We start from the raw sequence: 23,844 nt of genomic DNA on the forward strand, positions 1-23,844 counted from the left end.
TTTGGGGTGTAGGAGTATCCTTAGTCTCTGGGCTTTGATCCAGTTGAAAATCGTCGGGGGCTTGGAGGTAGGGAATGTCGGCGGGGATGGTGTCTAGGGTCGTGCCGAGAATGTGGGCGAGGCTGAGCAGGGGGGCATAGACATCAAATTTAGGCAGGGGATCATCTTGGGCGATGGTTTGAATAATGCCTGGAAACCCGGATAGCAATTGCTTTAAGGGAGATTGGCATTGCAAAATAATCCGACCTCCTTTGGCAACAATCAAGGGCACATAGCGAATGAATTGGATCGTGTCGCCCAAGCCTTGTTCTGCCTGGAGCAGAATGGTTTTGCCCTGCAACGCTGCTCCATCCCACATCGGTTGTGAAAATGAGGGCAGAGGGCGAAAGTCTCCGCCTTTGACCTGCCAGCGGGCTTCATATTCCCGAAAGCCTCGTTCTAGATCGCCGATGAGCAAGAGTGCTAACCCCAGGTTGAGGTGGGCGTCGGGGTAATCGGTTTGACCTGCCAGAGCGTTTTCATAGGCGGCGATCGCGGCTTCCGGTTTGCCCAGATCGTACAGCGCCAGCCCTGCATTGTTATATGCCATGGCATAGTTGGGATCAGCGGCGATCGCTTGATTGTAGGTTGCGATCGCGGCTTCTAAGTTGCCCTGATTGCGATAGGCGTTGCCCATGTTGTAGTAGACATCGGCATAGTGGGGGCGTAACTCCAAGGCTGTTTGATAACAGGCGATCGCCTGGTCGTAGTCGGTGAGTTCTTCATATGCCGCGCCCATATTGCTGTGAGCTTCGGGATAGTTGGGTTTCAGTGCGATCGCCCGTTCATAGTAAGAAATCGCCTCTGAAAACCGGCGCTGCTGTTGCAACGTATTACCCATGTTGTTATAAATCTCGGCATAGTCTGGTTTCAGCCGAATCACCCGATGATAGTAAGCGATCGCTGTAGATAGCTGCCCCGACTGTTTTGCCATCAAACCCAACAAGTACAGGGCATTGAACTCATGGGGTTGCTCTAATACAATCTGCCGACAGAGTAATTCTGACTCTATTCGATCGCCCTGTCGAAACTGGTGACGAGCAAGCTCAAGCCGCTCGGCTAGGGATGATGCAGCTGTCGATGAGGAAGTCGAGGATCTGGGGATTTGAGAGGCAGATAGATCCTGATCCCCAACCCCGATCCCTGGAGAGACGAGATGAATTACATCTCCACTAAGCCCCTCTGCTAGTCTCTGATTTAAGGCGTCGCGCACCTGCCGAAAAACACCTGCCCAGTCTCCCGAACGAGTTTGCCGAAATAGACGCGCAGAGGGATACCAGGGACTATCGTCTCGTTTCAACAGCCAACGCCAATCGGGGATCAATTGCAGCAATACCCACACAGGTTTACTCATGGCTCCTGCCAGATGGGCGACAGCCGTATCAACGGTGATTACCAGATCCATCTGGGCGATCGCCGCTGCGGTATCGGCAAAGTCGTTGAGTTGGGGTACCAGATCGTAAATGTCGGTTGGTACATCAATCTGTTGTAGCTCTACGGCTTGTTCGCCTTTTTGTAAGCTGTAAAATTCGATGCCCGGAATCGTCAAAATATCGATCCAGTCCATGAGGCAGGTGGATCGTTTGCGATCGCTACCATTTTCAGGACTGCCTGCCCAGACGATGCCGATTTTGAGTGGGGAGGGAGGTGGGGGAGGTGAGGGAGATGGGGGAGATAGGGAGGGGTGTTCTGTGGTGTTTTCTGATGCTTGATCTCTGATTGCTGAGCTTTGATCTCCTGTAGCGGAGCGATCGCCATCTGTCCCATCTCGAAGCTGAATCTCTAATCCTCGATCTCCAAGCCCTATATATGGAATTGCCGCAGGGATGTCTTCCAGCGTGGTGCCCAGGAGACGAGGCAGGCTCATTAGGGGGGTGTAGTAGTCGAAGGCGGGGACGGGTTGATTACGCAGAACCAGATGATCGATGCCGGGGACGGTTGCGAGCAGCCGCATCAAGGGTTCGCGGCATTCTACAATGACGCGTGCGCCCCGTTGGGATAATAATTCGGCATAGCGAATGAACTGGATGGTGTCGCCAAACCCCTGTTCGGTATGCAACAGAATGGTTTTCCCCTGAAGATCGGAGCCATCCCACTGGGGCTGGGAAGATGACGGTAGGTAAATGTCGCGCAGTTGCCAGCGCCATTCATATTCCTGCAAGCCTTTAGGAAAGTGCCCCAACAGCAGCAACAGTGCGCCAAAGTTAAAATGTGCTTCGCTATAGTCGGGCTTTAATCGGATGGCGTGTTGGTAGTGAGTGACGGCGGGCTGAAATTGTGCCAAGCCGTAGTAGGTCAACCCCAAGTTATTGTGGGCTTCTGGCGAATTGGGTTCTAAGGCGATCGCCTGTTGCAGAGCGGCGATCGCGTCCTGGTACTTCCCCTGTATCCGATAAATATTGCCGAGGTTGTTGTATGCCTTGCCATAGTTGGGTTGAACGGCGATCGCGTGTTGATATGCCGTTAGCGCGTCGTCCAGTCGTCCCTGCACCTGAAAGCCCAAGCCCAAATTGTGCCATGCCTTGGCATAGTCTGGTTGGAGCGCAACCGCTTGTTGATAGCAGGCGATCGCCTGATCCAGATCTGTCTGCGCCCGATAGAGATTGCCCAGGTTGTACAGCGTTTTAACGGCAGTTGAAAGCTGTCCCTGCGGTTCATCGGCAGCGGAGTGTGGTTGGGGCTGGAGTGCCAACACCTGTTGATAGTGCGCGATCGCTTGATCGGGTTCGCCTTTTTCCGCAAAGGCAACGCCTAGATTGTAATGGGCATCGGCAGAACCGGGATCGAGGGTCAGAAGTTTCTCGTAAATAGCGATCGCTGCCTCCAGCCTGCCCGATTGTCCATAGATCATGCCCAACAGTTCCAACACAGCGGCGTGTTCGGGTTGCTGCTGTAACCTGCTCTGACATAAGGATTCTGCTTGGTGCAAATCACCCGCTTGCACTGCCTGTTGGATAGTCGCCAAATCAATATCACCGACACCTTGACCCGATTCATCTGTCATGGAGGTGCGAGAAATGGATTCAGAGTTGCGATCGCGGGTCATAGCTTTTAACTCATCAGCAATATGCTGGATAACGGTTGCCCAATCGCCGCGCATCGGTTGGCGAAACAGACGCGCTGTTGGGTACCAGGGGCTATCGGGTCGTTGCCACAGCCAACGCCAATCGGGGACATAACATAACATCACCCACACGGGTTTACCCAACGCCCCCGCCAGATGGGCAACAGCCGTGTCTATTGTAATCACTAAGTCCAGGTGGGCGATCGCCGCTGCCGTATCAGCAAAATCCTCTAATTGCGGGTCTAAATCCCAAATGGGTAACCGACCCTGGGTTTCTGCCCGCAGTTGCCGTAACTCAGCCGTTGGCTCACCTTTTTGCAAACTGTAGAAAACAAGACCGGGAATCGTAAATAACTCTACCAATTGACCCAGTCGTAGAGAGCGATCGCGATCATGCGGATTCATCGGATTGCCCGCCCAGACAATGCCAACTTTCAAGTGAGATGAAGCAGATAGACACGCTACAACTTCCCCCTTACCTCCCTCATCTCCCCTATCTTCCCTACCTTCCGTTCGGCTACGCTCACGGCAAAGCCCATCTTCCCCATCCCCCCTATCTTCCCTACCTCCTTCGTCCCCAACCCCCAAGTCCTGCGGTAACTGAAAATCACTGACCGCTTCAACATAAGGAATATCAGCGGGAATGGTTTCTAGCGTCGTGCCCAGACGATGTGGCAGACTCATCAAAGCAATATGGTAATCAAAGGCAGGCAGTGGAGTCCCTTTAGGAATGATCTGGGTCATCCCTGAAACGTGAGAAAGCAGCCGAATCAAGGATTCCTGACATTCGACCACCACCCTGGCACCCAGATGTTGGAGGTAAGGAATGTAGCGAATGAACTGAAGCGTATCGCCAAACCCTTGCTCGGCATAGACTAGGATGGTTTTTTCGGTTAGATCTTCGCCATTCCATAGAGGCGCATCCAATGCACGGGGACTGTAGTCCTGCCTGCGCCAGCGCCATTCATATTCTTGAAAGCCTTGCTGAAACTCTCCGAGTAACAGGAGCAGCAGGCTGAGATTGAAATGGGCAGACGGATATTGCGATGCCAGCCGAATCGCCAGTTGATAATGATTGCGCGCCGCTTCAAACTTTGCCAGGTGATATTGCACCAACCCCAGATGGGTATGGGCTTCAACATAAGTTGGATGAAGCGCGATCGCCCGTTGCAGATGACTCTCAGCCGCTTCCAACTGTCCTAAGTCTCGTAATGTTGTCGCCAGACTATTGAGTAACTCCGGGAAATCGGGACGCAGCCTCAACGCCTGCTGATAGGACGTCACGGCGTCTGAGAGTTGCCCCTGTTGATGCAACGAAATCCCTAAATTATGCAACGCATTGACGTAATCGGGGGTCAGCTCCAGTGCCCGTTGATAGGCAGCGATCGCCTCTGGCAACTGATTCTGCAATCGATAGGCATTGCCCAGGTTGTAATAAGTGCGGCTGCTTTGCGGTTGCAGTACCAGTGCCCGTCGATAATGGGCGATCGCCTGCTCAAATTGCTGTACCTCTGCAAACGCGATCCCTAAATTTTCCAACACATGAGGGGTGTTGGGTTGCAGTGCTAAATACCGTTGGTAGACAGCGATCGCCTCGTTAAACTGTCCCTTCTGACACTGAATTAAACCCAATAACGCCAACGCTTCTAAATGCTCTGAATGTTCATGCAGAATTGCTCGACAGATCTGTTCTGCTTGATCCCGTTCACCCGATTGGAAATGGTGACAGGCTGAGGAGAAGGATGGGGGAGATGGGGAAGATGGGGGGGATTGGGAAGATGGGGGAGATTGGGGAGATGGGGAAGATGGAGAAGGAACTACGTTCTTACCTTCCTCACTCCCTTCACCTCTCTCACTCCCTTCACCTCCCTCACTCCCTTCACCTCCCTCACTCCCTTCACCTCCCTCACCTCCCCCACTTCCTCTACCCTCAACTTCCTGCCGCAAGGCTTTAACCACTTGCTGAACGACATCTGTCCAATCGCCTGCTATGGTTTGCCGAAATAATCGAGCTGTCGGATACCAGGGGCTATCCGTGCGATCGCGTAACCAACGCCAATCTGCGGGTTCCGATAATAGAATCCAAACGGGTTGACCCAATGCACCTGCCAGATGAGCGACAGCAGTATCGACCGTAATCACTAAATCCAATTGGCAAATTGCGGCTGCGGTATCAGCAAAATCCTGTAATTGCGGTGCTAAGTCAAGAATGGGCAGCGTCTCGTGTTCTTCTGCCCCGTGATCTTCTGAACAGGTTTGCAACTCTTGCAATTCCACTAGCTCTGATGCCCGATCGCCTTTTTGCAAACTATAAAAAACGGTATTTGGGCAGTGTAACAGTGGGCCCAGATCTGCCAGCGTCATGGAGCGTTGGCGATCGCTAACGTGATGGGGATTGCCTGCCCAGACGATGCCGATTTTGTAGGGAGGAAAGCTGGAGGACGTGTGGCTGGACGTCAGTGCCAGTGCAACCTTCGGTTTCACTGGCTCATTCTGACCGGGATTGGCTAATGCTATGACGTGCAGATACGGAACGTTGTTGGGAATGGTCGCCAGCGTCGTATTGAGAATCCGGGGTAGGCTCATCAGGGGAGCATGGACATCGAATGCGGGTAACGGTGCATCTCTCGGAATTAGTGCTGTAATCCCTGGTAAGTCTTGGAGCAGTCGCTGTAAAGGAGCCTGGCACTCGACCATGACTCGACCCCCACGTTCGACGACCAGGGGGATATAGCGAATGAATTGGATCGTATCGCCCAGCCCTTGTTCGGCGTGGAGCAAAATGGTTTTGCCTGCCAAATCAGAACCATCCCATTGCGGTTGGCTAAAGGGTCGGGGCGATCGCTTTGGTCTACGCCACCGCCACTCATATTCGGCAAAGCCTCGTTGAAAGGCACCCAGGGTCAGCAATGCCAGACTCAGGTTAAAGTGAGCTTCGGCAAAATCGGGTTGGAGTGACACGGCTTCTAAATGACAGCGCATGGCGTGCTGCCATTGACCTTGCTCTTGTAATGCCAATCCTAAATTCGTATGGGCTTCGGGTTGATGGGGCTGCAACGCGATCGCTTGCCGAAAATGGGCGATCGCCTCGGTGATTCTGCCCAACCCCCGTAAAACATTGCCTAGATTGTTGTGAACTTCGGCATAGTCTGGGTTGAGACGCAGTGCTTGCTGATAATGGGCGATCGCATCCTCTACGTTTCCTTGCTTTCGCAGCAAAACTCCCAGTTGATTCTGCAAATCCGGGTTATCCGGATGCGATGCTACTAATTGACGGCATTGAGCGATCGCTTGCTCAAGTTGGTGCTGTTGGGCAACAATCTGCTCTAGCAAAGCGAGTGCATCGTCTTGATCAGGAGTCGTCTGCAAAATCTGCTGACAGATCTGCTCTGCGGCTTGCCACCGTTCTGCCTGGTAATGTCGTCGGGCGATCGCCAACGCTTCCGTCAAACTTGCCATGACTCAATACAACGATTCGTTTTGAAATGTGTCAAGGGACTGTGTCAAGGGAGGCACCGTCTCGTTCCCGTCGTACCGGGATAAATTTCGGTTGTTGAGAGAGCCGCGCGGAGCGTGGCTCTCTCAACAATGTGTACGTCACGCCATTAAGAAGTGCCAGGTTGAAGCGATTGATGCGGGTTAGTGAATGGCAATTTTCATCAATGCATCCTTGACCACCGCAGGGAGTCGTCGCATGACTTTCCCTTTATCGCGATCGACGGCAACCAGGGTCACCTTCGCCGTTACATATAACTCTGCTGCATCTGGCGATTGAATTTGATAATCCCACTTCAACCGGATACCTTCGAGCTTTTTCATACGGGCTTTGACGATGGCTGCCTGCCCCATCCGAATTGAACGATGATAGCGAATCGATAACTCAACCACAGGTAAGTCACAACCGATCGCTACCAAATCAGCAAACTCAATACCGAGCGATCGCAAACATTCCACGCGGGCTTCTTCCATCCAGGCGAGATAAGCCCCATGCCAGACAACCCCGGAATAATCGCTATGATGCGGTTGCGCCCGCACCGGATACTCAAACCAATTGTCTACAATCTGCTCTGGTAGGCTTTGAATGGCACGGGTTGATTCCAACAGTGGCTCCATAGATGGCAAACTCCTAACTTAGACAAGGTTCATCAGGCTTCGTGCCCTCAGAGTGACACATGAGTGAGTCGGACGTTAATTAAGACGTTAGTTTTTAGAAGCGCAGCGTTGCCGCGCTTCTGAAAACTAACCTTCGCGTTTACGACATTTCCGATCTTAAGAGATCGGAAATGCTATGGCTCTACGCAATCCAGTTAGGACATCGGGTGGGTGGGGGCACCGCCCCCATGCAGGGGTTCCACCCCTGCACCCCGTCCCAACCCTAATGCGTACCGCTGTAATGGAGCAATTCTCAATCGCATGAAGTCCCTGCGGAAACGCAAGTGATTGAGTGAGAGCCACGCGGAGCGCGGCTCTCATTCAATAACCGGAATCTATCCAGGTGCGAAGTGCTACAGAATTCTTGATCCCTAGTTTAACGGGTGCCGGTGGCTGTAAGATATAAGCCCGTTTCCGTACAAACGCCGTGCAACGGGTGATCCCAGGGATCGTGGGGGAGTGTGGGTAGGTATGCAAATTCAAAGACAATACCGATGGTTAATGCATTTGACCATTCCGGTTGACTCAGCATGCGATCGTAAAAACCAGCCCCATATCCTAACCGATAGCCCTGAGCATCACAAGCAACCGCTGGAACCAGGATTAGGTCAACATCTTGAGGGTGAAGTTTGGGACTGTCTGGCTGGGGTTCTAAAATTCCAAACGCTCCGACTTGTAAAGACAAAAGATCGGTTGGCGACCATTGGTGCCAGGCGAGTAAATTTTCCTGGCAGATCGGAAAGCCCCAACGATGAGGAGTGGAGAAGAGGGGACTCAGATCGGCTTCCTGGCGAAAACTAAAATATGCCAAAATCACCTGCGCCTGAGCAAAGAGTTCCCAGGATTGCAAGTGATTGCAGATGCGATCGCTTTTTTGCTGCCAGACATCAAGATGCATCGACTTTCTGGTATTTAGCAGCGATCGCCTCAGTGCCCGTTTATGTTCTGCGGCGGTTTCACCGTTGGTCACAGCGGCAGTTTTAAGGATGAATCATCTGGCGATTTGCCATGGCCTGAAGCCGTTCTAGCGGATAGTCCGATGCAAAACTTTCAAGAGATTTGGACTGTCCAGATGGCGTATAAACGTAAGTAATTCCGTTAACAGTGCGGCTAGAAACAATAAAGTTAAGTGCTCTTGCTAAATTGAGCCACTGAGTGAACTCATTTTGGGTCATGATTTTTCTATCGCTTTTGCTAAAAGTAAAGACTGGAACTGATTAAGTGAGGTGGGAACTACATTACTCTTAATGTAGTCTTAAACCGCTCAGCATTCGGGGTCGCTTTACATCATTTTATTTTTTCTTCCTTTCTTTGGCAGGAGTGAAACCGTATCTATTGCCATTGCATTTGAGCAGGGTGAGCCCCAGACTTGGATGGTTAATGCCAGCTGTACCTGTGCAACAATCCTTCATTACAAGGTTTGAGCCTCTCTGTTCAGCTACTGACTCAATTTGCTTAACATTCTGGCGTCAATCGGTCAGCTTTGGCACGACTCCACCAGGTTGATAGGGAGGGATAATGGTCTTTGGCGACGTGGGTTGTGCCGGATTGCTCTGGGAAGTCGTTGCAGAGTAAATCCTGATTTTTATAGAACTGGGAGTAAATAAGAAAAAACTTTCTCCCAACCGTTCTTGATGACCATCAATCGCGTTTACCCCGCCCGCTACGTAATCCGCACAACGCTGTGCCTGGTCTGGTTCTAATAAACTCAAGTTTAAGATCACCGATTTACGCTGGCGGAGTGCCGTCACGGCTTGAGGAATTTCTCCAAAAGAGCGAGGGGTCATCAGCATCATTTCATCTTGACCCGAGCCCAATCCCGGTCTATTAGCGAAACCGGGTACGGCGATCGCTGTATTAGGGGATTGCAGGTCTTGATAGGAGAACGGATTATCATCGTCCTCCAGAGGCATTTCCTCATAACCCGAGTCGATGTAGTCATCGGTGAATCCGATGGCATGTTGCAAGCGTTGAAAAAGACTCATACGCCCTACCTACCGCGAGATAGTTCTTTTGTATTATTCTAGCTGTGATTGCAAAATTATGAGTGAACTGTTAGCAAAGCGCTATAAAGCGATCACAATGAAAGGGTCGTGCAAATGAACTATTTCCTGACAAATTCCTGTCAAACTGGTTAAACTCCCAATGTGGGGGCGGTGCCGCAGCCCGGTCTGAAATTGAACGGCAACCCCGCGCCTTTATCTTTCAAATTAATTTGAGAAACAGGCATTGCTAGTAGTACAAACGCCAAATTTTGCAACATGGGAGGTGGTGGTGGCACCGCCCCCACGCAGGGGTTCCACCCTTGCACCCCGTTGTCAAACCTTTCATTGGGTCTACTAGCGGTTTGAAAAAGTAAAGTTATCTCGCCTCTTTTTTTAACTCAATTTTAAGTTGAGCGCCATGGAAATTTTGTCGGTCACGCTGAAGAACTTTAAGGTGCATGGCGATCGCCACTTCATTTTTCAACCGGGAACCAATGCGATTTGTGGAGAAAATGGAGCCGGTAAAACCAGTATTTTAGAAGCGATCGCCTGGACGCTGTTTAATTATCGCGGTGCGTATAAAAGTGAAGATCTGATTCGCAATGGATCTAGCAGTGCTCAGGCAACCATTTCGTTTATTTCTAGTCGCGACAGTCGTACCTATGAAGTGCAGCGCTGCACCAGCCGTGGCTACATCATTTACGATCCTCAGTTAGGTCAACGACTCGACTACCGACATATTGAAGATGAAGTGATGCCCTGGCTGCGTCAGCATTTGGGGGTTGCGCCCGGAACAGATTTACCCCGCTTATTTGCTAACACATTGGGAGTGCCACAAGGCACCTTTACGGTCGATTTTTTGCTGTCTCCTGAAAGCCGAAAACGGGTATTTGATACCATCCTCAAAGTGGAAGAATACAAGCAAGCCAATCAGGAAATGCTGTCGTTGGAGAAGTATGCCAAGGCAGTAGAGGAAGGCTTGGTTCGTGCGATCGCCCAATACGACGACACCCTACAGACGTTGGCACCTCTGCAACACCGACGACAAACTCTGGCAGAAGAAATTGTTCAAAATGAAACGGGTTTGGGTCATTTGCAAATCCAGTTGAAACAGTTGCAAACGGAAAAAGAAGAACTGACGGCTCAGGCAGAGCAAGTCCGATTGCTGGATACCCAATTGCAAACGTTAACGCTGCAAATTACCGGACAGCAGCAAAACAACCGCTTACTGGAACAGTCAACTGAGCGAGCAAAACAGGCTGTCCAAATTTGCCAAGAGAATCAAGTTCACCATCAGGCATATCTCCAGGCTGAAACTGCTTTAAAGGGTTTAGAGAAACAAAGTAAACAGCGCCAAACTCTGATCAAACAAAGAGACACGCAGCTAAAGGCTTTGAGCACGCGGCAACTCGAACTGACCAAGTTAACCGTGCAGATGGAGGCGTTAGTCAAAGCCCAAGCCGATCTTGAGCAATTAGAACCCCTGGTCGAGCAACAGAGTGCTTGGGAACACCAACAGGCGCAGGTCGTAACCCAACTCAATCAATTCCAATCCCTCAAGCTTGAGCAACAAACGCTATCACGGCAGCTGATTAAGTTGCAAAAAGAACAGGCTGATTTAGTGACCGTGATTGAGCAGTTACGATCGCTGGAAATCACTATCGCTCAGTTGCCTAGCCTAGAACATCAACGCGATCGCCTTCAAGAACAACTCAGTCGCATTGCCGCCGCAAAGCAGTTTGAAGTTGATCTCCGACAGCTGGTCGAAACTGGCATCAATCAACGCGATCGCCATCAACTACAAGCCGATACGGCTCTCAACATTCTGCGTCAAATGCGGCAATCGGTTCCTTTGTTGGCAATGACGTCTATCGATGCGGCACTGACGGCGATTCAGTCAGGGGTGGATCTCAATACCAACCTGATCGATGCACTCCGACAGATTTTACTCGACCTGGCTGAACAGACTTCTATCACAAAGCTTAAGCACCGCCAGCAAGATATCAAACGACAAATTGAGCATCTCTATCGTCAGCAGGCAGACTTTGCTACGTTAGACAGCAAAACAGAGCAAAAAAAACAGGTGCAGGAAGAATTAGAACAGCTTCATGCACAAATCCAAGCCCTGCAAACCCAGATGGAACACGAGCCGCAGTGGCTGGAACGGCGATCGCAATTAATGGCGGAACTGACTCAACTGGGCGATCCACGGGGTCGTAGTCAGCTCTTGCTCCAGCAACTTCAGGCGCAACCCCAGCTTCAAGCCGCGTATGAGCAGTTGCAACAGACGCAAACTCAAATTCAGCACCAGATAGCTGAGCTAGATGCTCAATTGGCAGCGTTTCAGGATCTGGATGGGCAAATCGAGCACCAGCGACAGCAACGGCAGACGCATCAAGCAGGCTATCAGCTTTATTTGCAATACCAAAACGATGGCGAAAATTTGCCGGGGTTACTAACCCAGTTACAAATGGCGATCGCTCAATTGCAAGATCTCCAGACAGCCCAATCTACCTTACAGACGCAGTATGAGCAATTGACCCAAGACTATGACTCGCAGCGGGTGGAGGTTGTCGAATGCCGTTATAACGAAACGCGCAGTCAAGCCGATCGGATTGAAGGCAGCCTGCCTCAGCAGCACAAATTACTGATCGAACTCGACCACCAACTAATGGTACTCAAAGAAACTGAAGAGAAACGCGATCGCGCTAAGGCGGAGCTAAAGCAAAAAGAAAAGATCCGCCGCTTTATTACATTTGCTCGTAAAGCTTATAAAGAGGCTGGACCCCGCATCACCGAACGCTACGTACAAAACATCTCGCGAGAAGCAGATAAACTGTTCCGCGAGTTAATGAATCGTCCGAACGTAGCTTTAGAATGGACGCGAGATTACGAAATTATCGTACAAGAAGGTGCCCACGTGCGCCGTTTCGTCAATCTCTCTGGCGGTGAACAAATGTGTGCAGCTCTGGCGGTTCGGTTAGCCTTATTGCGGGTTCTAGCAGATATTGATATCGCCTTTTTCGACGAACCCACTACTAACATGGATCGCCCTAGACGGGAGAGTCTGGCAGAAGCGATCGCCAATATCAAGACCTTCCGCCAGCTGTTTGTCATTAGTCACGACGACACATTTGAGAAAGTGACCGAAAACGTCATCCTGGTGGAGCGAGACCCCAGTTGACGTTCTAAATCATGCTTTGAAATTATTTTTGAATCGCTTGCTACGTCTACGAGCGATCGCTTTACGCTTCTCTTTCTCAAGAGGAGTCTCAAAATAACGGTGCTTTTTCACATCTAGCAAAATGCCTGCTCTCGAAACCCGTCGCTTAAAGCGGCGTAGTGCAGACTCAATGCCCTCGTTTTCACCCAATACGACCTGAGCCATACTCAACTAATCCTCTCAAATTTTTATGGTCAAAATAAGGAAGAGAAAATCAGGCAGAAAAAGCATATCAATCTGCCTGGATCCTTAAAATTAAGCTCGCTTTTGTTTGAAAACTAAAGCTTATTAGCGTCTTCCTTTCCAGTTGGAGTTACCAAAACTTCCTGCCGAAGACCGTCTATCCTCACGAGGCTTAGCTTTATTGACCCTCAAATCACGTCCCATCCATTCAGCACCATCAAGGGCTTCAATCGCAGCAGCTTCTTCTGACTCTGAAGACATTTCTACAAAACAAAAACCACGCATCCGACCCGTCTCACGATCAGTGGGAACGTTTACCTGCTTCACAGTGCCATATTCAGAGAAAACACTGGTAATGTCCTCCTGAGTTGCGTCGTAAGAGAGGTTGCCGACATAAATAGACATGATCATCTCCAGAATCAATGAAAAAGTGTGAAGACGTAAATCCGGAGACATGCCTGCTATGGAAAAACAAACCTTCAGCCGAACTCAATTCTCACCTACCCACCTTAACATATAAACAAAACAAATCCAGCGCAGAACTTAACATTCATCGCTCTCGGCACAATCTTATATTTTGCTACTGCATTCTTATGGAGTCAAATGAATGGTCAAACCCTTAGCTAAAACCGATAGCAAGCCACTCTAACAACTGCCAAAATCTTCCCCAATAGAATTTGCTTGATACACAAACTTAAGTATGATTACCTGCTTAAAACGCACATACTATACATTAACGTTTGGTTAATGTTCAGCAATGCTACGGGGGTGAGGAGTATCTCCCATTTGCATCCTTTTAAAAGTAATCCTAAAGTTAAATTGCAATACCTTTCATCAACACTTAACATTCTTTCATAGGTTGGGTTTAGCTCCGTTAGTTTTGACTACTTCAACCACCGAGTAAATACATCATGCATAGAGTCATGGGGAGAGCAAAGATGGCAGCCGACAAGGGTTTGTACATTCTACTCATCAATATTCATGGCTTAATTCGTGGGCATAACTTAGAACTGGGGCGAGATGCAGACACGGGCGGACAGACTAAATATGTCCTAGAGCTGGCGCAAGCGTTAGCAAGTCACCCCGAAGTCGATCAGGTCGAGATTGTTACCCGGTCAGTCATTGACCCAAAAGTTAGCCCTGATTATGCCCAGCCCTTAGAGATTTTGAATGATAAGCTTCGCATCGTAAGACTTCCCTGTGGTCCGCGTCGATATTTGCGCAAGGAAGTGCTCTGGTCTCATTTAGATACGTTCGCGGATGAGTTGCTGAAGCATATTCGTCATGTTGGGCGATCGCCGGATATTATCCATAGCCACTATGCAGATGGAGGATATGTCGGCTGTCGGGTCGCTGGCTGGTTGGGTGTGCCATTAGTTCATACGGGGCATTCGTTGGGGCGCGTGAAGCAGCAACGTCTGCTAGAACATGGCACTAAAGCTGAGGTGATCGAAGAACATTTCCACATCAGTAGCCGCATAGAAGCCGAAGAAATCACACTGGCAAGTGCTGCGTTAGTGATTGCTAGTACCAGCCAAGAGGTTGAGCAGCAATATAGCATGTACGACCAGTATCACCCGGAACGCATGACCGTTATCCCTCCGGGAGTTACCCTTGAGCGATTTTATCCCGTATCTGATGACTGGCAAGAGCCACCCATTCAGCAAGAACTCAGTCGCTTTCTAAGAGAACCCCATAAGCCGATTATTCTAGCGCTTTCGCGTCCGGCTATGCGGAAAAATGTAGGGACGTTGGTTAAAGCCTATGGAGAAGACCCTGAACTCCGCCAATTGGCAAATCTGGTGCTGATCTTGGGCAATCGGGATGACATTGGGACGATGGAAACAGGTCCCCGTCAGGTTCTAAACGACATTATGTTGTCGGTCGATCGCTATGATCTCTACGGCAACATTGCCTACCCTAAACATCATAACTCTCAAGATGTCCCTGATTTATATCGCTTGGTCGCAAAAAATCGAGGAGTATTCATTAACCCTGCGTTAACAGAGCCGTTTGGGTTGACGCTAATCGAGGCAACGGCGTGTGGTGTTCCTATTATTGCAACCTCTGACGGCGGTCCCCAAGACATTATTTCAGCCTGCCAGAATGGCTTACTGATTGATCCCCTTGATATTACTCAAATTCAATCGGCGTTAAAACAGGCTCTCACCGATTCAGAGCAATGGCAGACCTGGTCAACTAATGGCATCCGCAACGTTAAACAGTGTTTTTCGTGGACGAGCCATGTTGAGGGATATCTCGAACAAGTGTATCAACTGCCGCAGCGTCGGGTTCAACCGATTCTCAGTCCTTTAGCCAAAGCTCCGGCAGCCGATCTGCCCGACTGGAAGGTGCCCGACAAAAATCGCCTGCCTTCTGCCGATCGCTTCCTGGTCTGTGAAATTGACAACACCTTACTGGGTGACCAACAGGCTCTCCATAAATTGATTCAACGGATTCAACTGGAAGGCAAAACGACGGGTGTAGGAATTGCTACAGGGCGCAATCTCAAGAGTACGCTGGAAATGCTGGAAGCATGGCGTTTCCCGATGCCCGATGTGTTGATTACATCGGTAGGCAGTGAGATTTACTACGGTCCTCAGGTGGTTATCGACACCAACTGGCAACGCCATATTGAATATCGCTGGCAACCAGATGCGATTCTTCAGGCAATGCGAGAATTGCCGGGACTGGTTTTGCAACCCCCAGAAACTCAAGGTCCTTACAAAATCAGCTATACCTTGGATACGACTAAAGCACCCAGCATTCGGGAAATTAGACGACATCTTCGTCGCCATAAACTCCATGCACGTGAGGTCTTTTCTCACAACATGTATCTCGATCTGTTGCCCATCCGGGCATCTAAGGGAGATGCGTTGCGATATTGCGCTTTGAAATGGGGTTTGCCGGTGAACCGCTTCCTGGTGGCGGGTGCGTCGGGTAATGATGAAACGATGCTGACGGGCAACACATTGGCAGTTGTTGCAGGGAACTATAGCCCAGAGTTAGAAAAGTTGCGGGAGTATTCCAAAATCTATTTCGCCAAAGGCTGTTATGCCTGGGGCATTTTGGAAGCACTAGACTACTACGACTTCTTTGATAGTCTTTCTCCCAATCGCATCGAGGCTCTATCGGCTTAACTCTAGTTGGAGTTTTGACTGGACGGCATCAGGTGATTGATACTGCGCGGACTCAGCCCGCGCAATATAGCAACCGTCGAGACGGTTAAATCAGGAGATTATGTGAGACCCGCGCTCTGCGCGGGTCTCACACAATCTTTATCCTAATCAGCCCCTCGACTGCTATACAGCGCTACGCACTGAGGTGAGGACGGGGTGCAAGGGTAAAACCCCTGCATGGGGCACCGCCCCACACCCTAACGTGACTACGTAAAGCTATATAGCGATCCTATTTGATTTGTGAATCAGTTGTGAAAGCGCCCGCCCGAAGGGCGGGCGCTTTCACAACTGATTTAGGATTGCTATATCAATGAAATTCTTATATTCAGAGCCTTGCCGGATGGGGTGGGCTAAACCCACCCCATCCGGCAAAGCTCAAGATCTGCTAACTGTACCCTTGTTGCCGTCCTCGCATTTCTAACAAAACATTGTTCAGTTCTATTTCTGCCAGCATTCGTTTGACTTGAGCTGCAACCAGGCGATCGGGGTCATCTTTTAAGAGGGGCAATAGTTCTTTGAGCGCTCTTGGAGAAGCGATATTGAGATAACTGATGACCGCTTCTCGAACAAACCCGACGGGATGGCGAAGGCACGCCAAAATTTGATCGGGAGTGAGACTCCAACGCTGCTGACGTGCAGTATGGAAGCAACATGCCAATGACCAATCGGATAGAAAATGCCGCAGGTCTAGTAAATGGCGTAACCGTTGGCTTGCGGTCATGGGTGTGTATTCAAAAAATTCTGATAGACTTTGCAGTTTTTCAAGATCCGAGCGGCGATCGAGAATACTCAAGACGGCACGTTTTCCAGCAATGTCTAAGGTATTGTCTAGAATCTCTAACCCTCTGGCAACGCCATCCTGGGAGTCAGAGCCAAAGGTAAAGGCGGCTGCCTGAATGGTGCTAGAAGAATACAAGAACCGCATCAATAAAAACAGCCGTTCAATGGCATCGGTTTGTTGATCGCGGAAGGTGCGCCGCAATAATTCAGCCTCTCGTCCGCTCACCTCGTCGGATGAGATATCTAACATCCCGGCATAAAGTTGGCTGATAAATAGCAGTTCTTGATTGATTAACGTTTCAATGCCGCTTCGACCCATGATATTAGAAACGGCATCGATTCCCTTCTCTTGAGGCAGTTTCAACAAAATGCGGAGTAGGCTGCGACGGGTAGATCCCCAGGCGACGGTTAGATGCGAGACGAGTACGTCTAGCGCTTCTGACGTACCGATCTGCCCGATCGTACTCCAGGCGTGAGTTCTAATCACTTCTGGTTTATGGGCATCTTCTGCGAGTTTGACCAGCATGGGCAAGGCTTCGTTTTCCAGGCGAATTAGCGCTTGCATCGATGCTTCTCGGGTCGATTTGTAATGTAACCCTCTTAAAAGGGAGGGGTAGTATTCTTCTAAGTGAGTTGCGGCGATCGCTTCCAACAACGCACAGCGAACTCGTAACGACTCATCTTGCAATAAGGGCTTGATATAGAGCCGCAGGGCTTGCAGATAAACGGCTTCACCTAAGGCACGACAGCCCATGACGCGTTCACGTTCGCGTTCGTGGCTCAACATCCGCCGTAAGGTGTCCGTGGCTTCTGCTTTTTGGCGCGGGTCTCCTCGACTGAGCATTAAGGAAGCTGCCGTTCCCCGCACCATAGGATCAATTTCTGGTTGCAGATAAGGGCGCAATTGCTTGATATCTGGATCCGGTTCAGTCAACCACACATAGCGTAGCCCCACTGCCAAAACTTCAGGCTGAAGGGGTTGCCCAATCAACCCACGTACCTCTGGCAGGTGGATAGGATTGGGATATTTCATCATGGCTTCCAAACTTTGTCGCTGTAACTTAGGCGAAAAGTTTGGTAATAATGGCGCTAAAACCTCACCTACATTTTTCGGATCAATGTGAGTCAGCAGTTCTATACACGATGACTTATCGGCATCTGTCCCTGGACGATCTAATGCTTCTACGATCGCCCGCTTGAAAGTACGTAAATCGACATCAGATAAGCTCAATTGTCCGCGTTCTGCACTCATTACCAGCAAGCCCAGATAACCGGATCTGAGGAGCCAAACGGAGACTGCCCATACCATTGAGAAGATAGCAATGTAGAACAGAAGTACCCAGTTCTGATATTGCGGTTTGGTAATGAGGGTAACGGTTAAACCAATTCCTAAACCTGTCGCACCCGATGAAATTGGTTCTGCTACGCCCCGTACAATCGATTGAAATCGACTACGGACTGCTTCAGGGATAGGTTGAAAAAGAATGGGACCAGTACTGGCAAACAGGGTGTACCGTAATAATTCATCGATAAATTTGAGCGCAATTAGACCCCAAAACAGATCCCACAAATTAGTCAGTAACGCAATGCTGATAAATGCCAGCGAGGCTGGCGGCAACATCGCTACCGTAAAGACGCCCAGGCGTTCGATTGCCCGACTGGAGACAAACCACTGCGTCAGTAACTCAAAAATTCCTAGCGTTGCACTAAAAAGGGCAAGGAAGTCTGCCACCCGGTTTAAGTTATCCTGAGCCCCCGTTCCTGCTTCAGCGTTTTGTAAAAAGCGAAAATCGATTTGACTCAAATATTGAAAATCAAGCAACAGGAATAAGACCTGCGCCATGATGAAAAAGACGACAATTAAGACTGCATAACGTCTTAAGGGTCCCTGTAAACGACGCCTGGTAAAGTCGTGGTGTTGTTCTTGTAGGCGGCGACGGGGAGAGTCGGGAAAAAACTGGTGGTATGCCTGACTCAGATAAAACAAGATGCTTGCTCCCACAAACAGCATCAGGCAAGACATCAAAATAATGTTTTCTAAGCCCACCAGCTTACGGAGTAAGGGCAGTGAAAATCCACTCAACACGTCGGCAACCAGGATGCCACTGCTAATGAGCGGAAATGTGCGTTTGATTTCCCGGATGTTAAAGAGTTGGTTGGCGGTGATCGAGGTGTTGACTTCGTTGAGAACGTAAATTGCCTCTAGCCATAGCCGCATCAGAAAGATGACATAGCCCCCAATAATGGCTGAGTTTAGCCCCAGCCAAAACATCAGTAAGGGGACTGCCATCGCTAAGGCGATCAGGACAATCACGCGTCGGAGGGGCAAAAATCGTTGTAGCCAGTTAGAGATCAAGCCCAAGCCTGCGCCAATACCTGCACTGGCGAGGTAGATCAGTGGCAAAGAGTCAGCCCCATATTCTCCCAGGAAGAGGGTGGCTACACTGACTTCCAGCCAGAGGATGCCGATGGTCGTGGCAGTATAGAACGCAAACATGAGCAGGGTGCGTTCGCTCTCCTCTGGACGCAGGTTGAAGAGTTTCAACCACCACTGTCTCAGATCATTATTTCGTGTAGATCCCCACCCGTTGGCTTTCATGCAGTGCTACTGTTTGTCATTACGATTGGGATGACTGGCGATCGCCCAGAACTATCTGCCTGGAAATGTTTCTCTACAAATCTTGTTGCTTAAAATTGGGGTTGTATTCGGTTGGAACTTAACAGCTCCAGAATTCCCCGATCGCCTGTTAAACCGTCATCCTATCAGCAATTCTTAATATATAGTGATCCTAATTTGATTCGTGCAAATAATCAGGTGTGAAAGCGCCTACCCTTTGGGTGGGCGCTTTCACACCTGATTGAGGATCGCTATACAAGCAGTGTGCGAGGTTTACATCGTGCCTGATTGCCGTAAAGAAGAGGATGGGGACGATAGAGAGTGGCTATACAAATTGCTGCGAATCTGTGCCATGTCTTTGAGATAGGTTTGCAGCTCTTCCGTCCGTTGTTGTGTAACTCTCTCAATGCAATCGCTGTAGATCAGCGGCTCAATTGATCCCCCCTCATATTTACTTCGAGCAAACGTACAGTTTTTGTCTCTAAATTCAATCCAGGCGAGTTGCGCATCAATTAATAAGTCATCGAGATCAGAGCCTTTGAGTTCAGATCGGATCTGTTGATACGCCTGATTTAATTTTTCGTCAGCGGCTTTTGCTTGAGACGCCGCACAGTCATTTAGCTCTACCTGAGTCTGGGGATCGTTGCATGCAGACGCGTCTGCCGTTGGGTCTTCAGTTGGGGGAGGGCGAGAGGCGATGGGGATAGATGGAGAAATCGAAGGCAGATCGGATGTGGCAGAGCTAGAGGGTTGGCTAGGGGTAGGGGTAGTCGAGTTAGAAAAATAGCGATCGCAGCCAACAAAGAAAATGGCGATCGCCAAGATGAAAGCGTACAGCCCATTGCGTCTGATACGCATGGATAAAGCCTCCTTATCCATTACAAGCGATCGCCAAAAGGCTCAATTGGGCATCAGGGTGTTGGGAGCAATGCTCTAAATGCGTTGGCAATCGGTTGAAAAAATTACCAACGCAGCTAAAATACACCCGTTTGTGGGAGTGGAAATTGTTTGTGGTGCGGCTCACCCGTGCCATAAATAATTTCCAATAAAGTTTAATGTCTTTCATCCCATGGGCTTGAGGGTTTTATGCTCAATCTATTTCTTAGGAGCCAGCAACATCATCATATTGCGACCCTCCCGCTTTGGAGCTTGTTGCACCTCCGCCAGTTCTTGCAGATCTGTTGCCATTCGCATCAGCAAACTTTCTGCCAGGTCGCTATGTTGAATTTCACGACCTTTGAACATGATGGTAGCTTTAACCTTGTCTCCGGCTTTCAGGAAACGTTCAGCCTGATGGACTCGAACGTAATAATCGTGATCTTCAATCTTGTAGCGCATCTTTACTTCCTTCACATCGGAAGTATGCTGCTTCTTACGAGCTTCCCGCGCCTTCTTTTCTTGTTCAAACTTGAATTTCCCGTAGTCCATAATCCGACAGACTGGCGGTTCAGCCTTGTCGCTTACGAGAACCAGATCAAGTTCTTTTTCTTCAGCAATCCTTAGGGCTTCTCGGGGAGTCATAATCCCCAATTGCGCTCCATCAGTATCAATAACCCTAATTTGTGGGAAACGAATACGTTCGTTAATGGTCGGTAAATCTCGATTTTGTTTAATCAGAGCCATGGGCAACGGTAATTAGGTGCGGGTTATCTTAATTCCAAACTCGATGAATTAGGTGCGTTACAAGGGTAGATTAAATTGGGAAACCCAACAAAGTAGAACCGTCTTGCAATCTACATTTTTGCAGTTTATCAAGCGCTATCAAAATCAATATTTAGATCGCTGTCCTGATTTAACTGATACAAACCATGTTAGTTCCAGCGAATGGGAGTGGAACTATAGATTTATTACAGCTATTCTACTCAGTCTGAATAGTACTCTGTCCAGCCTTCTCGGAAGGATTTCCCTTGAAGAGGCTTGTTTAATGAAGTGTAAGGCTGATTTGCCTCTACAGCAAGGCAAAATTGGATACCCCTTTTTTATAGCGCTGCGCAGGTTGATTCAGTACGGTGTGGTTAACGAACGTGCACACTGCTATATAAAACGCAGCTGCAAGACGAGGGTGAGAAAAATTCACCTGCCGATGGGGAAAGAGTGCCACGCTTCTCGTTAACCCAGACGGATAGGACGTCGCTGGGACGCTGTGTTGAGCCAATGCCAACGGCGTTCCAATCGATGCAGGTTGAGCCAGCGACCTGCATCGATGCAGCCGAGTAATGGGCTGGACAACAAATAAGTTATTTATCTTAATAAAACAGGTTGCTATAGTGTCTCGACTGCAACTGTTCAAAAGTTGGTTGGATTTAGTGTTTGAGTCTCGTTGTCCCTTGTGTCAGCGATCGACTCCGCAATCGTTTTGCCAGAGTTGTCAGCGGCAGATCGAACGCTGTCAATTTCAACCCGATCGCCAATTCGAGCAAGGTTCGTTGCCAATTTTTGCCTGGGGTATGTATGCGGGTGCGCTCAAACGGGCGATCGCCGCGCTCAAATATGATAACCATCCTCAACTGGCGTATCCGCTAGGGCACTATCTAGCCAACGCCTGGCTGGCGTCATCGTTGGCGCAACACAGCCGCCTCATTGTGGTTCCGATCCCGATGCATCCCGACAAACAAAAGCAGCGAGGGTTTAACCAGGCAGAATTATTAGCCAAAGCTTTTTGCCAGAGGACGGGGCTACCATTGCGCTGTCATGGATTGGTGCGGGTGCGGGAAACCGAGGCACAATTTACCCTTTCTCGGGATCAGCGGGATCAAAATCTCAAAGGGGCGTTTGAATTAGGGCAAGATTTTCGGCGGTCTCGTCCGTCTAACGCAGTGCTGCTGCTGGATGACATCTATACCTCCGGGGCAACTGCCAGAGCCGCGCGCGAAGTGTTACATCGCCATCAAATCAACGTGTATGGTATCGCTGCCCTGGCAAAGCCTTTGGTCGATCAATCTCCTGATTGAACCGTCTTGGCGGTTGCTATGGAGGGTGAACTCAATCGGGCGATCGCCCTTGTACCCACTTCAGCCATTGCTGGAGTGAGCGTAGACCGTTGAGGGGCGTAACCGTAGTAGCAGGAATCGTCACCAGATGATCGACAGATCGCAGGGCGGCATATTGTAGTCCGAGAAAACTATCGACGGCAGCGTAGGGACCGCCCAAAGTGATGGCTCCAGCCGCATAGACATGACCTTGTGACCCAGAGCGTAAGTCTACTACCTCAAAATCATTGGAGACGCTGAGCCGACCCAGCGGATTCAGCGGTAGATGATAGTGATTTACCAAATCAGCCAGGAGGGGGCTATTGTCAACCGCCGCATCCAAGCCCGTAGCGTCGATGATGAAATCTGCCTGGAGTTGGGTCGTGCCCTTAAATTCTCGTTCTTGGATATGGGTTAAGGTGCCGCCGCTGGGGTGGGGTTCTACTTTGGCAACCTCGCCAAAGGCAATTTTGTACCATCCCTGTGCCAATCCTGCTTCGGCAGTGTGTTGCCAATCGCGGCGATCGGCAGTCGTGGTGCCACCCCAGTCGCGCAAAAGTTGCTGTCGTGCTTCTGGGGTAGCCGCTTCGAGCTGAGCGCGGAGTTCGCCGCCCCAACATGCTTTGGGCCAGTTAAAGGGTTGCAGTTCGTAGTGATTTTTGACCCGGCGGTGGGCTTGGTCAAATCGATTGCCTTTGGGTTTGGGCGATCGCATTAGATGCAGCAGGGAGATGCTTGGATGTTTCTGGCGTGCTTGAGCAATGCGTTGAACGATGCGAGAGGCAACAATGCCTCGGCCTCGAATCAGCACTGTCCCACCCTGACGCTCTAAGGTTTCATAAATATGGTCATGGGGTTCGTAAGCATTGACGACCGACTTAAAATCGCCTGTTTTAGCCCGATACTCTTGTAAATCGGGGAGAAACTGAATGGCTGGATATCCGGTTGCCAAGTGGAGGTAACGCCCGACCAGAAATGCGTGATCCCGGCGGTCGGCACTTGAGCGAGAATAGGCGATCGCATATCGTCCATCATCGGTTTTGCGAATTGCCCGTACCCGACCATAGCGAAAGATTTGCTGCCAACCGATCCGCTCTACTTCTCGGTCAATCGAGTCAAAAACGTTTCCCGATCGGGGTGTGTACGTTTCTGCGAGGGTCGGTTCGCCAAACACCTGCCAGAGCAATTTGCCAGCAGTGCCAACCTGTCCTGATCCCAAGGTGTGCCAAGCTTCGCGAAAGGCATAGCTAGGAAAGCCCCAGATATTATCGGGGCAGGAGTCTGAATTGGATCGCAGACGTTCGTGTAAGGGAATTTGCGAATTTTGGCACAGTTGTTTGTAGCGGGCATAGGGTTGGGCTTCCATGCCGAGTGCCACAATTTGGTTGGCGCGTACTCCGCAGAGTCGCAGTAAATCAACCCAAACGAAACTGCCTAACCCGGCACCGATGGCAATGTAGTCAAATTCCTGAATCGGTAAGCCCGTTGCCATTAAGTCATGTAACGAAACTGGCGAGGCTTGAAATGCGGTCGGTGGAAATTCCGATGCCTGAATGGGGGATGATAGTGGTTGTGACGGTGCCGGTAAACCTGTGTCTGGATGGAAGGCAATGAACGAGTTGGCGATCGCAGCGACGGTGGCTTCGCTGACGG

At 49.9% G+C, this 23,844-nt stretch carries 15 protein-coding genes; 3 read left to right on the plus strand and 12 right to left on the minus strand.

Going from position 1 to position 23,844, the window contains the following annotated elements:
• From ACR6Z4_RS29800 to ACR6Z4_RS29820, 5 genes are all read right to left on the minus strand, one after another.
• Window positions 1–6,562, minus strand: a 6,562-nt coding sequence (locus ACR6Z4_RS29800; RefSeq protein ID WP_479720989.1) for a tetratricopeptide repeat protein, incomplete at its 3' end; no start/stop codon positions are given.
• 180 nt (window positions 6,563–6,742) lie between these two features.
• A complete protein-coding gene (locus ACR6Z4_RS29805) occupies window positions 6,743–7,216 on the minus strand; it encodes an acyl-CoA thioesterase (RefSeq protein WP_479720990.1) in 474 nt (157 codons plus the stop codon).
• A gap of 415 nt (window positions 7,217–7,631) precedes the next feature.
• Window positions 7,632–8,225, minus strand: coding sequence for a 5-formyltetrahydrofolate cyclo-ligase (locus ACR6Z4_RS29810; RefSeq protein ID WP_479720991.1), 594 nt, complete (start codon window positions 8,223–8,225; stop codon window positions 7,632–7,634).
• Window positions 8,226–8,235: 10 nt separating this feature from the next.
• Window positions 8,236–8,430: a hypothetical protein gene (locus ACR6Z4_RS29815; RefSeq protein ID WP_479720992.1), complete on the minus strand. Its 195-nt coding sequence runs from the start codon at window positions 8,428–8,430 to the stop codon at window positions 8,236–8,238.
• 294 nt (window positions 8,431–8,724) lie between these two features.
• Window positions 8,725–9,240, minus strand: coding sequence for a cell division protein SepF (locus ACR6Z4_RS29820; RefSeq protein ID WP_479720993.1), 516 nt, complete (start codon window positions 9,238–9,240; stop codon window positions 8,725–8,727).
• A gap of 418 nt (window positions 9,241–9,658) precedes the next feature.
• Here ACR6Z4_RS29820 and ACR6Z4_RS29825 point away from each other — a divergent pair, with 418 nt between their 5' ends.
• Window positions 9,659–12,424: an AAA family ATPase gene (locus tag ACR6Z4_RS29825; RefSeq protein WP_479720994.1), complete on the plus strand. Its 2,766-nt coding sequence runs from the start codon at window positions 9,659–9,661 to the stop codon at window positions 12,422–12,424.
• A gap of 9 nt (window positions 12,425–12,433) precedes the next feature.
• On the opposite strand, the gene rpsU is transcribed toward ACR6Z4_RS29825, so the two are convergent.
• Window positions 12,434–12,628, minus strand: a complete 195-nt coding sequence (gene rpsU, locus ACR6Z4_RS29830) for a 30S ribosomal protein S21 (protein WP_479720995.1) — start codon at window positions 12,626–12,628, stop codon at window positions 12,434–12,436.
• A gap of 123 nt (window positions 12,629–12,751) precedes the next feature.
• Window positions 12,752–13,051, minus strand: coding sequence for an RNA recognition motif domain-containing protein (locus tag ACR6Z4_RS29835; protein WP_479720996.1), 300 nt, complete (start codon window positions 13,049–13,051; stop codon window positions 12,752–12,754).
• 533 nt (window positions 13,052–13,584) lie between these two features.
• Between ACR6Z4_RS29835 and ACR6Z4_RS29840 the strand changes: the two genes are divergently transcribed.
• A complete protein-coding gene (locus tag ACR6Z4_RS29840) occupies window positions 13,585–15,786 on the plus strand; it encodes an HAD-IIB family hydrolase (RefSeq protein ID WP_479720997.1) in 2,202 nt (733 codons plus the stop codon).
• Between the two features lie 424 nt (window positions 15,787–16,210).
• Here the strand turns inward: ACR6Z4_RS29840 and ACR6Z4_RS29845 are convergent, their stop codons facing one another.
• The 4 genes from ACR6Z4_RS29845 to ACR6Z4_RS29860 form a co-directional block, all read right to left on the minus strand.
• Window positions 16,211–19,204, minus strand: a complete 2,994-nt coding sequence (locus tag ACR6Z4_RS29845; protein WP_479720998.1) for a HEAT repeat domain-containing protein — start codon at window positions 19,202–19,204, stop codon at window positions 16,211–16,213.
• A gap of 291 nt (window positions 19,205–19,495) precedes the next feature.
• A complete protein-coding gene (locus ACR6Z4_RS29850) occupies window positions 19,496–20,080 on the minus strand; it encodes a lysozyme inhibitor LprI family protein (protein ID WP_479720999.1) in 585 nt (194 codons plus the stop codon).
• 237 nt (window positions 20,081–20,317) lie between these two features.
• Entirely contained in the window at window positions 20,318–20,845 is a 528-nt protein-coding gene (gene infC, locus ACR6Z4_RS29855; protein ID WP_479721000.1) for a translation initiation factor IF-3, read from the minus strand.
• Window positions 20,846–21,331: 486 nt separating this feature from the next.
• Window positions 21,332–21,454 carry a hypothetical protein gene (locus ACR6Z4_RS29860; RefSeq protein WP_479721001.1) on the minus strand — a complete coding sequence of 41 codons (123 nt, stop codon included), beginning with the start codon at window positions 21,452–21,454 and terminating at the stop codon, window positions 21,332–21,334.
• A 35-nt stretch (window positions 21,455–21,489) separates the two neighbouring features.
• On the opposite strand from ACR6Z4_RS29860, the gene ACR6Z4_RS29865 reads away from it, so the two are divergent.
• Complete coding sequence (locus tag ACR6Z4_RS29865; protein ID WP_479721002.1) at window positions 21,490–22,173, plus strand: ComF family protein; 684 nt, start codon at window positions 21,490–21,492, stop codon at window positions 22,171–22,173.
• Between the two features lie 31 nt (window positions 22,174–22,204).
• On the opposite strand, the gene ACR6Z4_RS29870 is transcribed toward ACR6Z4_RS29865, so the two are convergent.
• Window positions 22,205–23,844: FAD/NAD(P)-binding protein (locus ACR6Z4_RS29870; RefSeq protein ID WP_479721003.1), on the minus strand; the 1,640-nt coding region annotated here is incomplete at its 5' end.

It is taken from the genome of Calyptranema fuscum S582 (assembly GCF_055793305.1).

Bases quoted from the DNA above. Each gene is read 5' to 3' on its own strand.
- ACR6Z4_RS29805 (WP_479720990.1), bottom strand. From the start codon at position 7,216: ATGGAGCCACTGTTGGAATCAACCCGTGCCATTCAAAGCCTACCAGAG.
- ACR6Z4_RS29815 (WP_479720992.1), bottom strand. From the start codon at position 8,430: ATGACCCAAAATGAGTTCACTCAGTGGCTCAATTTAGCAAGAGCACTT.
- ACR6Z4_RS29820 (WP_479720993.1), bottom strand. From the start codon at position 9,240: ATGAGTCTTTTTCAACGCTTGCAACATGCCATCGGATTCACCGATGAC.
- ACR6Z4_RS29825 (WP_479720994.1), top strand. From the start codon at position 9,659: ATGGAAATTTTGTCGGTCACGCTGAAGAACTTTAAGGTGCATGGCGAT.
- rpsU (WP_479720995.1), bottom strand. From the start codon at position 12,628: ATGGCTCAGGTCGTATTGGGTGAAAACGAGGGCATTGAGTCTGCACTA.
- ACR6Z4_RS29835 (WP_479720996.1), bottom strand. From the start codon at position 13,051: ATGTCTATTTATGTCGGCAACCTCTCTTACGACGCAACTCAGGAGGAC.
- ACR6Z4_RS29840 (WP_479720997.1), top strand. From the start codon at position 13,585: ATGGCAGCCGACAAGGGTTTGTACATTCTACTCATCAATATTCATGGC.
- ACR6Z4_RS29845 (WP_479720998.1), bottom strand. From the start codon at position 19,204: ATGAAAGCCAACGGGTGGGGATCTACACGAAATAATGATCTGAGACAG.
- ACR6Z4_RS29850 (WP_479720999.1), bottom strand. From the start codon at position 20,080: ATGCGTATCAGACGCAATGGGCTGTACGCTTTCATCTTGGCGATCGCC.
- infC (WP_479721000.1), bottom strand. From the start codon at position 20,845: ATGGCTCTGATTAAACAAAATCGAGATTTACCGACCATTAACGAACGT.